Below are 14,451 nucleotides of genomic sequence, written 5' to 3'. Positions count from 1 at the left end.
AACGTTTCCCGGTTGGGCAGAACGGGCCGGATTAAGCGGCATTTTTCAGATACTCCTTCACGCGTGAGGCCAGGGAACCCTCCAGAACCAGATGGCCCAATTCGATGCGCAGCCCCGCGACGAGTTTCTCATCGACGACCTCAGCGATTTCGGGCAGGTGCCCCAGTTTTTTCTGCACGGTTTCTTCGATCTTGGCGCGCAGCCCGCTCTCTAGGGGAAAGGCACTGACGATCCGGACGCGGGCGATCTTCTCTCTCGAGTCCATCTTCTCGAGCGTCTGCAGTCCGCCTTCCATGAGCTGGCAGAGCATCTGCTCATGCGCGCTTTTCCGGGCTTCGGCGGACAGGATCTCCAGTACGACCTGGCAGGCCCGCACCACCACTTTTTTTTCCATCTGCTGGACCATTTCCTGCCGCATGGCGTCGCGCGTTTTCACGGCCTCGCTGACGATGTGCTCGGCCTCGGTCCGGCCCTGCTGCTGCATTTGATCGAGGATCATGTCCGCCTTTTCGCGCGCCTCTTTTTTGACACGCTCGGCTTCCTGGCGAGCCTCATTGATGAGCTGGGCGGCTTTGAGCTCGTTGTCCTTGGCCTGTTTCTGCAGCTCCGTGATTTTCTTGTCCTGCTCTTCAGAAATGGTCATGAGCTGGCGCGTGACCTGGTGCGCCTGGGTGTTCAGGACACGGTTCATAATGAAAAGCAGTCCCCCGCAAAAAATGAGCAGAAACAAAAACGTTCCGACGAAAGGCATTTTTTCTCCTTGGGCCCCGTCACCCGGGCCCGGTCGTTATTCCTTAATTAGGCGCGAACAACTGCCAGGCGATCAGAAAGGCGACGATCGCCACGCTTTCGGTAAACAGCAGGCAAAGCGTCATGGCGCTCATGATCTTCGGCGCCGCCGACGGATTTCTGCCCAGGGCCTGGATGCTCGAAAAACCGGTCGCCGCGAATACGCCCGAGGGCCCAAGGATGCAAATGATGAAAATGATGGTCAGCGCGATGTTCCGGCTCATAGGGCGCCCACCGGCCTTGCCATGATGACGACTTCGTTGTTTTTGACTTTGACGGCGCCATGCCGGATGGCGAAAGGGGTTTTATCGATGAGAAGGGAGCCGGCCTTGAGCCGGGTAAGCAGAGGCTTGTGGAAGGGGTGCACTTCAAACCATCCCTGTTCCCCGGGCAGGGTCACACTTCGCGCCTGCCCTTCGTAAATCATCTGCTTCGAACTGAACAACACTACCTTCAGCACTTCTCCTACCTCCGGCGCGGCGCGGCCGCGCGGTTGAAGGGTTTATCAGGCCACCCGGTTTCTCACGTCCTCTCCCGGCAAATCGCCGGGCATAGCGCCCTGAGATTCGTCGCGGACCGTTTTTTCGGCCGCGGCTTTCCGGTACCAGGTGACAAAAAAAACCAATCCGACCGATCCCACGAAAATCAGGATCGCGAAAATAATCATCCAGGTCGTCTTCGCCGACGGCGCGTCGGACTTCAGCTTTTCGGGAATGTTCGGAGTCGGCACGCCGCCGGTCACCGTCAGGATCTTTTCCATCTTCTCGAGCAGCTGTTTGATCTCTTCCATGGCAAGGAGATTGAGGCGGTAGGCGCCGATGCGCTGCTTTTGCCCGAGCGTCTCGTCATTCTGCTTGGCCTCGATGCCGGCAACCTTTTCGCCGATGAGATCATAGAGGCGTTTGCCGGAATCGTAATACTCCGTCCCCTTCAGGCGGGCGAGCAGCCGCTGCGCTTCGGATCCTACCTCCGCGAGCGCCGACTTCGGGATAAACCAGACGTCTTTGACCTGGACGTTGAAAACGCGCGTCTGTTTGGGTTTGAGTTCCACCTTGGAGTTGTACAGGAAATAAATGGATCGCTGGTCGTCGTATTGAACCTGAAGGCCTTCGTTTTCGACGATTTCCGAGGGCGTGATTTCCTTCGGCAGGTCGATCTTGACCGGGATGGTCTGCGTCTTTTCCTTGGACGGATTGGAGACGACCACGCTGATCGTGACCGGCTCGCGTTCGGCTTCCTGCGCACGCAGGTCCGGGGCTGTGGCCATGGACGCGCACGCCAGCCCGAGAAGCGCGAGGCCGGCCATGAGAAAGCGCGGGGAACTCTTCTTTTGCGGGGCGGCGGACGGGACGGTCTTCATCGTTGCTTCTCCGGGGCGCGAGGCCCGTTTATGAGTAAACGACTTCCACGATCGGCGTTTCATCGTTTACGAGTTCGCGTTCAATGGTTTGCTGGACAACTTCGATGGCGCCCTGCATCTTATCGGAGCGCTTGCGGATTTCGCGCAGGCTCGGGGACTGTTCCAGGCCTTCCTGGACGCTGACGTCCATGAGCTCGCCCAGATTCAGGCCCTTGTCTCCGGCCAGCGTACTGATCTGTTCGGCGACTTCCTGGATCTGGTTCTGCATTTTCTTGTTCGACCTGTCCTTGCGCAGAACTTCGGGAATCTCGGTGACCTGCTTCTTGAGCGCTTCCAGCATCTGGCCGATGTAGCCTTTTTCGGAAACCACGTTCGAAACGCCTTTTATCTGCTCGCTGATTTCCTGCAGTTCCTTGCTCTTACCCATGCCCGCGGCCACAAGGCCCTGCACTTCGCTGAGCGTCGTGGATTCGATGAAGACCGATCCGGCTTCGAAATTGCCCGTCTCGTTTTCTTCGACCATGACGGTGACAGCCTTGCCCGCCGTGAATTCCGCGGTGCTGATCCTCGGGAAGACGTATTCGTACAGGCCTTCGACGTCCGGCACCGGCTTCATGGGCTGCTGCTGCAGGATGGGCTCACCCTCGTTACTCAGGACGCGCAGGAACGGGATCAGGCCCGTCTTGCCGCCGCGGTAACGGATGACGAAGTCGTCGCCGAGCAGGACGGACGTGGGAATAAGGAGGCGTCCGGCAAATTTCATGTTTGTTTCTTCGAGGTCAGACGTCGCTGACTTGACGTCGTCGGTCGCGTTCTGGACCTCGGTGGTCGCGTTCTCGAGGCTGACGAGAGAACCGGTCAGGGTGTTCATCTGCGTCTGGATAATGGTGGTTTGCTGGTCCAGCTTGTTCGAGACGAGCGAGGTCTGGTTGTTCAACTGCGAGCTGAGAGCCGTCGTCTGCGCGTCAAGCTGGCCCTGGATCACGACCGATTGCGCGCTGAGCTGGTTCGTCACGGTATTCGAAATGCTGTCGCGGACCTGGGACAGAGGCACGTCGATCTTCGACGCGACTTCGGAAGACACCTCCTCCAGTTTTTTGGTGTCGGTGATGTTGAACGTGCGCGGCGTCTTGAACACGCCGCCGGAAGCGATGCTCATGGTGGTGACGACGTTATAAACCTTGCCGGACTGCAGGCCGGTGGGAGCGGCCCAGTTGAAATTATAAAAGCCCTGGGCATCGGGGGCGCCGTTGTTGTCGAACTGCTTGATGAGCGTGCCCGCGTCATAGAATTGAATGGTGCAGCTGACCACGCCCGAAACCGTGCTGCCATCGCGGCGCAGCGTCGAAGCGATGGAGACGGTATCCGCGGCCGCGTTATAAGCCAGTTCCGTCACGGATTCCCAAAGGTGGACGACCTGAGTTTCCATGAAGATCGTCACGGTCTGGTCGCTGTCGGCCACAAAGTTGACCTGCTGGTCGCCGTATTCGACGCGCGTCCAGGTGGCGACGTAAGTGCCGGCCGGATGGCCGTGGACGACCGGCGAGTTAAGCGCCGACGCGTTCCAGCCGTCGCTCGAAGAGACGGTCAACTGGTCCAGACTGTTGTTGGTCAGGAGGTCGCGCACCTGCCACGTAATGTAGTAATAGTCGATGGTGAACGTGAAACCGGTCACGTCTTTGACCGTCGTCGGATCGTTGGGATCGGAGATGCGCAGCTTGACGGTCGGCGACGGCGTGTCGGGAATGTTCCAGGTGTAAGTGCCGGTATTGGGAACGATGCCGTCATTGGCTGTTCCCTCGTTTTCCTTGATGGGAGACCAGTTCATGCCGTTGTTGGTGGAAACTTCAATCAGGACGTTGGGAATGCTCCCCGTTGAAGTCCAGGTCAGCGCATGGTTCTCATTGACGACCCATTTTTGCGCGGGCTGCGCAAACGTCCAGTCCAGGAAGCCGTGGATCTTGAAGGGATTGGTGACAGACTGGACTTCGTTGTCAAACGGATCGCGGATGCGGATTCTCACGTCTGCGGAAATCGTGTCCGGCACAACCCAGTCAAAGGACCCGTCGTTGGTGACAATGCCGTCATTGGGCGTGCCCTCGTTTTCCTGGATGGGAACGTAGGCTCCCCCGTCCACGGAGTATTCGATGACCGCGTTCGGCATGCTGCCGCCCCACGTCCAGGTGATCGTCTGCGTCGAGCCCACCGGCACGGCGGTGAACATGGGATTGGTGGCCGTGAACTGGCCCTGGATGCGGAAATCGGCATCCGAATCGTCGTAGACGGTTGTATCGTTGACGTCGAGGACGCGCACGCGCAGGTTCGCCGAAGGCATGTTCGGGATCGGCGACCAGGTGTAGGTTTTATTGCCGTTGGGGACGTTCGCCACGCTGTTGGCGATGACGAGCGGTGCGGCCGCGGTGTACGGGAACCCGGTGTCTCCGGGCAGCGTGGAGTAAGCGACCACGCGCACGTTCGGAATATTGCCGACCGTCGTCCACTGGATCGTATCACTCAACCCGATTTTGAAGCGGTCCGTGCCGTTCGGCTTGGTGATCGTGAAATTGCCGCGGATTTTGAACGCGTTGTCGGAAATGTCGACCGCATCCGAATCAAGGCTGCTGCGGACGCGCACTTTCACCAGCGGCGAAGACGTGATGTCGTCAGGGACGGTCCATTCGTAGACGCCGTCATTGGCCGTGGGAAGGCCGCCGTTGATCGTCGACGAAGTGGCGAAATTGTCTTTGGAGTAGGACAACAGGACGTCTGTGACCGTACCTTCCCATCCCCACGTGATGTTGTAGGTCGATCCTACGGTGGCGGTAATGTTCACGGCCGACGGCGTCAGGACCTCGAAATAAGCCTTGATCTTGGCGTTGGCATCGGAATCATCAAAGGCGGTCGCATCATTCGCATCTTCGACACGCACTTTGAACTGAGACGTGATCGTATCCGGAACCGACGGCCAGCTCCAGGTGCGTTCCGCATCGGGCGCGCCGCTGTTGCCCGCCGTGGAAGTGAGGGTGAAAGGAAACGTCGCGCCGCCGTCCACGGAATACCGGATTTTGGCCTGCGGCGAATTCGCGCTGGTGGATTTCCAGCGGATCGTCTGCGCGCTGCCCACATCCCATTTGTCGCTCGCCGCGTTCGGCGACACGACCGTGAAGCCTGCAACGGCATGGAACACATCCGAATCGTCATAAGCGGTCTCGTCAGCGGGATAGGCCACGCGGACCTGCAAAGGCAGCGGGCCGGTGCTCAGCTCGGCAAAATCGGGAACGGCCCAGGCATAGGAACCGTTGTTCGAAGCGCCGAGCGCAATCGGAATGCCGGGGCCCGAGAATCCGTCCTTGGAATAATAGAGGTTCACGGTCGGGTTCTGGCCCTGGCGCGTCCACGCGATCGTGAAGTTCTTGTTGACCGGCACGTTCTGCCCGAGCGCGGGCGCCGTAATAATAAAGGAAGGCGTGATCGAGAACGTCGGCGAAACGTTGAACACACTCGCGTCCGTGACATCGGAAACGCGTGCCTTCACCGTCGTCGATACAATGCCCGCGGCGTTCGGGACGGTCCAGGTGTATCCGGTGTCGCCCTGGCCGCCCGGAACCGAACCCGCGATCTGGTTCCAGGTGGTGCCGTTGTCGGTGGAATAATCGAGACGGACGTTCGCCACCGATCCCGTGCGCGTCCATTTGATGTCATGGGCCGTGCCCACGCCCCATTTGTCCGTGCCTGTCGGCGAAGAAAGCAGCAGGCCGCCGATGATTTTGAAAAGGCCGTTCGACACCGCGCGCACGGCAAACAGATCGGCTTCGGGAAGGCTCGAAATGCGCACCTTCACGCTCGGGGCCGCCGTGATGCTGTCCGGAATCAGCCATGCAAAGTCGCCGTCGTTTGCCGTCGATGCCGCGATCACGTCGTTGTAGGTGACGCCGCCGTCTTTCGAGTAGTCGATTTTGACGGTCGCCACGTTCGTTCCTTTGAAGTTCCAGGTAATGTTATGCGTGTCGCTCACCTTCCACGATTCGCCGCCGGCCGGCGCCGTGACCTGCAGGAGCGGAAGCACCTTGAAGGCATTGGAGGAGGTGTCGGAAACCGTCGCGTCGTCCGGATCTGAAACGCGGATCAAAGCGCCCGCCGTCGCCAGGGTCGTGTTCGGCGCGTCGAGGAGCATGGCGTACGGGCCGTCCTGGGGCGCGCTCATGGTAATCAGGGACCAGCTCGTCCCGTCGTAATATTCGACCTTCACGGGCCCGATGTCGCCTGCGCGTGTCCAGGTGACATTCAGCGTACCGCCCAGCGTGGTTTCGATGCCGGCCGCATCCGGATAGGTCAGCGTAATTTTTCCTTTGACCGTGAACGCGTCCGAAATCGCAGGCGCAATCAGGCCGTTGCCCTGCAATTTGACTTTGACGTTCAGGGAAACGATGTTGTCCGTGGGAAGCGTCCAGTTGAACGTATTCCCGACCGCCAGTGTGGTCGCGACGCCGGAAGCGATCGTGGTCCAGTTCGTGCCGCCGTCGTTGGAATAGAAAAGATCGACGTTGCCGATCGTGCCGTTCGCGTTCCAGATAATGTTGCGGCTTTCGCCGGCGCCCCAGACCGAGGTCGAGATCGGGGCCGTGATGACCGCGCTGCCTTTGATCGAGAAATTCGCATCCGAAACGTCGAAGACAAGCGGGTTGTTCGCGTCTTCAACCTTCACGCGGAGGTTCGAGCCGATTTTGTCGGGCACGCTCCAGTTGCAGCTGAACGCGCCGCCCGCCACGGCCACCACCGAGCAGCCTTCCATGGCATAGTCATAGGTCAGGCCGCCGTTAGTGGAATAATAGAGCTTCACGCTCGTAATCGGGCCAAAGACTGAGCCGCTTACGGCATAAGGCGTTCCGACTCCCAGCGTCTCCCCGCCGTTCGGGGTCGTGAGCGACACGCGGCCCTTGATCGTGAAATTGAAATTGGCGGGATCGTAGACCGTCGGATCCGAGGCGTCCAGGACCCGCACGCGCGCCGAAGTCGTGGTGATGCCCGGCTGGTCCGGAATTCTCCAGTTAAAGGTATAGGGGCCGGGACCTGTGGTATCGATATTCTGCGTGTCTTTGCCGTCCGCGTCGACCAGAGGCTCATAGCTCGCGGGATCGTCGCCGTTGTTGGAGAATTCCAGGCGGACCGCGGTGATGTTTCCTTTTTTCGTCCAGTTGATGTTATTGAAGGTATTGATTTCCCAGGATTCGATGCCCGTGTTCGGCGCGGTCATGGTGAGCGAGCCGCGGATCTTGAACGCATCGCTGGTGATCAGGCTGTCCGAATCAAGGGCATCTGAAATGCGCACGCGGGCCACCGCCGACAGTCCCGTGCCCAGGGTCCAGCTCCGGCTTCCGCTGTTAGTCACGATGCCGTCGTTCGGCGTGCCGTCGGATTCGGGAAGCAATTGCCAGCCCGAGCCGTCATTCAGGTTGTACTCGATCTTGACGTTGGCGGGCAGGCCGTTGACCGGCGTCGTCCACGTGATCGTCTGAGAACTTTCCGCGACCCACACATTTCCGGACACCGGCGCAACGAACGTGAAGTTGGCGAGGGTGGAGCTGGCGGCATCCGCCGTGTCGTACACGTTCGTGTTCGCGGCATCCAGCACCCGGACCCGGAAATTATCCTTCACGATCGGGAAATTGGAGGGAATCGTCCACGAATAGCTCTTGTCATTGCCCGAACCGGAAGGCGTGGAGGAGACAATCGTGCTCCAGGGCCCGGTCAGTCCGTTCGTCGAATATTCGAGCTTGACGTTCACGATCGAACCCGTGGCGTTCCACTTGATTTCATTGCCGGAACTGTTGATGCGCCATTTGACGCCCGTCGTGTCACCGGGCTGCGTCAACTGAAGCTTGCCGATGATCTGGAAAAGGCCGTTCGATGCCGCCGTGACCGACCACGGGTCCGTCGCCGGCAGGGTCTGCATGCGCACCTTCATGTTTTGGACGCTTTGAATATTGTCGGGAATCAGCCAGCCGAACGATCCGTCGTTCGGCGTGGAACCCGCGATCACGTTCGGATAAGTGGCTCCGTTGTCGGTCGAATATTCGATCTTGACGTTCGCCGTATTCGAGCCGATCGCCTCCCACGTGATGTTGTGCGTGCTTCCGACTTCCCAGGCTTCGCTGCCGCCCGGAGTAAGAACAAGAAGGTGCGGCCTGACCACAAAATCGTTCGAGGAAGTATCGGAGACCGTGCCGTCGTCCGCGTCGGAAATGCGGACGCGGGCGCCCATGGTCGCGACCGTCGTGAGCGGCGCATTGAGCGTCATGGCATAAGGGCCTGCTTCCGGCGCCGTGGTGGTTGCCGTCGTCCAGGACGTGCCGTCAAAGTATTCGACTTTGACGTTTCCGATATCGCCGGCCACGGTCCAGGTGACGTTCATGACATTGCCAAGGACGGTTTCGATGCCGGCGGCATCAGGATAGGTGAGCGTCAGCTTGCCTTTGACCGCAAACGCCTGCGTGACATTCGGCCCGACGAGATTCGCGCCGTCGATCTTGACCTTCACATTATTCGATACGATGGCCGTCGTCGGAAGCACCCACGAGAAGCTGTTGCCGGTGGCCAGAGGCGACGGCACGCTCGTCGTGATCGTGTTGAATGGGCCGTCATTGACGCTGTAATACAGATCGACATTGCCGATGTTTCCGGTCCTGTCCCAGGTGATGTTGTTGGCTTCGCCCGCGATCCAGACGCTGGAAGAAGTCGGCGAGGTCAGCGTCGCGCCGCCTTTGACCGCAAAATTGCTGTCGGAGGTGTCGAACACGACCGGGTTATTCGCGTCGACAGCCTTGATGCGCAGCGGCAGGCCGACGATGTCCGGAACATTCCAGTTGCAGCTGAAAGCCGCCTGGCTCACGGCAACCGTGGCGCAGCCTTCCACCGGGTAGTCATAGGTGGCGCCGCCGTTGGTCGAATAATAGAGATTGACGTTCGCGATGGGGCCGAAGACCGAGCCCGTGACCGCGTAAGGCACGCCGACGGTCAGAGAATTGCCGCCGTTCGGAGTGAGGACCTGCACGCGGCCCTTGATCGTGAAATCACCGTTGGACTGATCGAGCACCGTCGAGTCCGTGGCATCCACGATCCGGATCCTGCCGTTGATCGTCGTAATACCGGCCTGGTTCGGGATTTTCCAGTTGAAAGTGTACGGACCCGCGCCTGTCGTATCGATGTTCTGCGTGTCCTTGCCGTCCGCGTCGACAAGCGCCTCGTACTGCGCCGGATCATCCCCCGCGGTCGAAATCTCGAGTTTCACGGCCGCGATGTTACCTTTCTTGGTCCACGTGATGTCATGCAGCGTATCGATTTCCCAGGACTCGAGGCCATTGGGCGCCGTCAAGGTCAGGCGGCCGCGGATCTTGAACGGATCGCTCGTGCGCGCGCTATCGATGTCGGCGGGATCCGAGACGCGGATGCGGGCCGCGGCCGAAAGCCCCACGGGCAGCGTCCAGTTCTGGCTGCCGCTGTTGGAAACGACGCCGTCATTGGCCGTGCCGAAGGTCTCCGCGATGGGCAGGTAGCCGTTTCCGTCATTGAGGTCATATTCGATTTTGACGGTCGCCGGCACGCCCGCCTGAGGCGTGGCCCAGGTGATCGTGTGCGTATTTTCCGCCTGCCAGACATTCCCCGCGACGGGAGCAGTGATCGTAAAGTCGCCCAGAATCGAGCTGCTGGCGTCCGCCACGTCGAACACGTTCGTGTTCAACGCGTCAAGGACGCGGATCCGGAAATTATCTTTGACGAACGGAATATTGATCGGGATTGTCCAGGTGTAAGACTTATTCGTCCCCGCTCCGGAAGGCGCGGAAGCGACGAGCGTCGTCCACGGGCCTCCGGACCCGGAGGAAGAATACTCGAGTTTTACGTTGGCGATCGAGCCGGTCGCGTTCCACTTGATGTCCTGCGCCGTGCCGACGCGCCATTTGACGCCCGTCGAGTCGTTCGGCGTCACCATCTGCAGCGCGCCGATGATCTGGAAAAACCCCTGGGAAAACGCCGCGACGGCCCAGACGTCTGTCGTCGGGAGAGAAGAGATCTTGATGCGCATGTTCTTGATGGTCTGGATGTCGTCCGGAATGAGCCACGGATGCGTGCCGTCGTTGGCCGTCGAAGACGCGATTACGTCCGGATAAGTGACCCCGCTGTCTTTCGAATACTCGATCTTGACGTTCGCGACGTTGGAGGCGATGTGATTCCACGTGATGTTCTGCGTGGTCGCGACCACCCACTCTTCCGCGCCGGCCGGGCTCGTGACTGCCAGCAGCGGCCGGACCATGAAATCATTGGCGGACGTGTCGGTCACGGTGGCATCATCGGCGTCGGAAATCCTCACGCGTGCCGTGGCAGTCGCCGCGGTCGTGTTCGGCGCGTCCAGCACGAACGTGTACGGGCCCGCCTGCGGCGCCGTCGTGCTGATGGTGCTCCAGGCCGTGCCGTCATAATATTCGACCTTCACGTTCCCGATGTCGCCGGCGACTGTCCATGTGACCGTCAGGTTGTCGCCGAGCGAGCGGTCGATGCCGGCCGCGTCGGGATAGCTCAGGATCAATTTCCCTTTGACTGTAAACGCATTGGACACCGACGGGGCCACAAGGTTCGCGCCGTCGATCTTGACCTTCACATTCGCGGAAACGATCTGGTCGGTCGGCACGCTCCACGTGAAAGAGTTGCCCGAGAGAAGCGGCGAGGCAATGCCGGAAGCGATTGTCGTCCAGGCGCCGCCGTTGACGTTGTAGTAAAGGTCCACGTTGCCGATCGTGCCCGTGCGGTCCCAGACGATGTTGTTCGTGTCACCGGCATACCAGATGTTTCCCGAGACAGGCGCCGTAATCGTCACGCTGCCCTTGATGGCGAAATTCGCGTCGGAAGTATCGAAGACGAGCGGATTGCCGCTGTCAACAGCCTTGATACGGACATTCGGGCCTACGCGGTCCGGCACGTTCCAGTTGCAGCTGAAATTACCGGCGGAGGTGGCGACGGTCGCGCAGCCTTCCACCGGGTAGTCGTAGGTCGTGCCTCCGTTGATGGAATAATAGAGGTCCACGCTCGGGATCGGGCCGAACACGGTGCCGTTGACGGCCGCCGGCACCCCGACGGTGAGCGTCTCGCCGCCGTTGGGATTGCTCAACTGCACGCGGCCCTTGATGGTGAAATCGCCGTTGGACTGATCAAGCACGGTGGGGTCCGAGACGTCGGTGATCCGGACGCGGGCATTGACGGTATTGATGCCGGCCTGGTCCGGAATTTTCCAGGCGAAGGTGTACGGGCCCGCGCCGGAAACGTCAATGTTCTGCGTGTCTTTGCCGTCGGCGTCGACCATCGCCTCATACTGCGCCGGATCATCTCCCGCGGTGGAAAGTTCCAGCTTCACGGCCGAAATATTTCCTTTCTTCGTCCACGTGATGTTGTTGATCGTGCCGATTTCCCAGGATTCGAGATTGTTCGGAGCGGTCACGGTGAGACTGCCGCGGATCTTGAACGGATTACTTTCGACGGCGCTTTGCGCATTCGTCGAGTCGGAGATCCGGATCTTGGCGGAGGCGGAAATGCCGGTTCCCAGCGTCCAGTTCTGGCTGCCGGTGTTGGTCACGATGCCGTCGTTGGCCGTGCCGGAGGTTTCGGCGATGGGCTGCCAGCCGTTGCCGTCGTTCAGATTGTATTCGATCTTCACGTTTGCCGGAACACCGGCCTGGGGCGTGGACCAGGTGATCGTATGCGTATTTTCCGCCTGCCAGACGTTCCCCGCGATAGGCGCCGTGATCGTGAAATCCGTCATCATGGAGCTCGCGGCATCCGCGACGTCGAACACGTTGGTGTTGGCCGCGTCGAGCACGCGGATCCTGAAATTGCCGGACGTCAGCGCGACGTTCGAAGGAATGTTCCAGCCATAGCTCTTGCCCGCGCCCGCCCCTGAAGGCGTGGACGCCACGACCGTCGACCAGCTCGTGCCGCCGTTGGTCGAATATTCCAGCTTCACGTTCGCGATGGAGCCGGTGGCGTCCCATTTGATTTCGTTCGCCGAAGAACCGGCGCGCCAGAGGACGGGCGTCGTGTCATTCGGCACCGCCATTTGCAGCGCGCCCACAATCTGGAAAAGGCCGGTCGAAAGCGCGGTCACGGCCCAGGGATCGCTGGTCGGAAGGCTGGACATCTTGATTTTCATGTTTTTGACGTTCTGGATGTTGTCCGGGATCAGCCACGGGTGCGTTCCGTCGTTGGCCGTCGAAAGCGTGATGGCGTTCGGGTAGGTCGCGCCGCTGTCCGTCGAGTATTCGATCTTCACGTTGGCCACGTTCGAACCGATTTTGTTCCAGGTGATGTTGTGCGTCGAATCCACGACCCAGGCCTCGCCGCCCGCGGGACTCGTCACCTGCAGGAACGGCCGGACCAGGAAGTCGTTCGCGGAGGTGTCGAAAACCGTGGCGTCGTCCGCGTCACTGATCCTCACCTTGGCTGCCGCAGTGGCCGCCGTCGTGTTCGGAGCGTCGAGCAGCAGCGCAAACGGGCCCGCCTCGGGAGCCGATGAAGTAATCGTGCTCCACGCGGTGCCGTCATAATATTCGACTTTCACGTTGCCGATGTTACCGGCCACGTTCCAGGTGACATTCATGGTATCGCCGAGGGTCACATCAATGCCCGCCGCATCCGGATAGGTCAGCGTAAGGCTGCCCTTGACGGTAAAGGAGCTCGACACGGCCGAGGACAAAAGGCTGGGGCTGTCGATCTTGACTTTGACGTTGGCCGAAACGATGTTGCTCGTCGGCACGGTCCAGGCGAAGGAATTGCCGCTTGCAAGAGGCGAGGCCACGCCGGACGCGATCGTGTTCCACGAGCCGTTGTTCACGTTGTAAAAAAGGTCGACGTTGCCGATGGTGCCGGTGCGGTCCCAGACGATGTTGTTGACGCTGCCCGCGGTCCATACGTTGCCGGAAACCGGCGCCGTCAAGGTCACGCTGCCCTTCACGCTGAAAACCGCGTCCGAAACGTCATTCACGAGGGCGTTATTGGCGTCCGTCACTTTGACGCTCAGGTTGGAACCTATGATGTCCGGCACGCTCCAGTTGCAGCTGAAGGCGCCGGTGGAAACCGCGACGGTCTCGCAGCCTTCCATGGGAAAGTCATAGGTCGCGCCGCCGTTTTTAGAGTAGTAAAGTTTCACGCTGCTGATGGGGCCGAAGACGGTGCCGGTCACGGCAAACGGGTTCCCGACGATCAGATTTTCTCCCCCGTTCGGCGTGCTGAGCTGCACACGGCCTTTCACGGTAAAATTCGCGTTCGCCGGATCATAGACCGTCGGATCCGACGCATCGACCACCCGGATGCGCGCGGCCGTCGTCGTAATGCCGGGTTGATTCGGGACTTTCCAGGCGAAGGTGTAGGGCCCCGCACCCGACACGTCGATGTTCTGCGTATCCAGGCCGTTGTCGTCGACCAGCGGCTCGTAAGCCAGCGGATCATCGCCTGCCGTGGAAAGCTCCAGTTTCACGGCCGTGATCGCGCCTTTTTTCGTCCAGGTGATATTGTTCGTCGTGCCGACTTCCCAGGATTCCGTGCCCGTATTCGGCGCCGTCATGGTCAGGCTGCCGCGGATCTTGAACGGATCGCTGACCATGATGCTGGACGCGTTCGCCGGATCCGAGATGCGGATCTTGGCCGAGGTCGTCAGCGTCGTGCCGAGCGTCCAGTTGCGGCTTCCGCTGTTGGTCACGATGCCGTCGTTGGCCGTGCCGTCGGTTTCCGGCAGATTCTGCCAGCCGCCGCCAAGGTCGTATTCGATCTTCACGTTCGCCGGCACGCCCGCCTGCGGCGTCGACCACTGAATCGTCTGCGTGTTCTCTGCCACCCACACATTCCCAAGCACCGGCGCCGTGATCGCGAAATTCGCCAGGAGCGAACTGGCCGCGTCCGCCGTGTCGCTGATGTTGGTGTTGGCGGCATCCAGCACGCGGAATCTCAGGCCGCCGTTGGTGATCGTCGCATTCGACGGAATCGTCCACGCGTAGCTCTTGTCATTACCCGCGCCTGAAGGCGTGGACGCGATCACCGTCGACCAGCTCGTGCCGCCGTTGGTCGAATATTCCAGTTTCACGTTCGCGATGGAACCGGTCGCATTCCACTTGATTTCATTTCCGCTCGAATTGATGCGCCACTGCACCGGCGTCGTATCATTCGGCACCGACATCTGCAGGGCGCCCACGATCTGGAAAAGGCCCGCCGATACGCTGGTCACCGCCCACGGGTCAGTGCCCGGAAGGCTCGAGATGCGCACC

The 14,451-nt window shown here is 60.3% G+C and carries 5 protein-coding genes; all 5 read right to left on the bottom strand.

The features are described 5' to 3' along the window. Nucleotides 1-31: 31 nt before the first annotated feature. From VL688_06250 to VL688_06230, 5 genes are read right to left on the bottom strand one after another with little or no spacing between them, the layout of a single operon-like run. Nucleotides 32-751, bottom strand: coding sequence for a F0F1 ATP synthase subunit delta (locus VL688_06250; protein ID HTL47650.1), 720 nt, complete (start codon nucleotides 749-751; stop codon nucleotides 32-34). A gap of 43 nt (nucleotides 752-794) precedes the next feature. After that, on the bottom strand, nucleotides 795-1,013 hold the full coding sequence (locus VL688_06245; protein ID HTL47649.1) for a hypothetical protein: 219 nt from the start codon (nucleotides 1,011-1,013) through the stop codon (nucleotides 795-797). Continuing rightward, nucleotides 1,010-1,249, bottom strand: a complete 240-nt coding sequence (locus VL688_06240; GenBank protein ID HTL47648.1) for a hypothetical protein — start codon at nucleotides 1,247-1,249, stop codon at nucleotides 1,010-1,012. Before VL688_06240 ends, VL688_06245 begins: the two co-directional genes overlap by 4 nt. A gap of 45 nt (nucleotides 1,250-1,294) precedes the next feature. Beyond that, nucleotides 1,295-2,149 (bottom strand): hypothetical protein, encoded by an 855-nt coding sequence (locus VL688_06235; protein ID HTL47647.1) that lies wholly within the window; start codon nucleotides 2,147-2,149, stop codon nucleotides 1,295-1,297. Nucleotides 2,150-2,177: 28 nt separating this feature from the next. Then, entirely contained in the window at nucleotides 2,178-14,411 is a 12,234-nt protein-coding gene (locus VL688_06230) for a hypothetical protein (protein HTL47646.1), read from the bottom strand. Nucleotides 14,412-14,451: the final 40 nt, after the last annotated feature.

The sequence above is a fragment of the Verrucomicrobiia bacterium genome (assembly GCA_035495615.1).
Classification (GTDB): domain Bacteria; phylum Omnitrophota; class Omnitrophia; order Omnitrophales; family Aquincolibacteriaceae; genus DATJFP01.
The sequence above is the reverse complement of the archived record's forward strand: the minus strand, read 5'-3'. Positions and strand labels throughout refer to the sequence as shown.

Bases quoted from the DNA above. Each gene is read 5' to 3' on its own strand.
- VL688_06250 (HTL47650.1), bottom strand. From the start codon at position 751: ATGCCTTTCGTCGGAACGTTTTTGTTTCTGCTCATTTTTTGCGGGGGA.
- VL688_06245 (HTL47649.1), bottom strand. From the start codon at position 1,013: ATGAGCCGGAACATCGCGCTGACCATCATTTTCATCATTTGCATCCTT.
- VL688_06235 (HTL47647.1), bottom strand. From the start codon at position 2,149: ATGAAGACCGTCCCGTCCGCCGCCCCGCAAAAGAAGAGTTCCCCGCGC.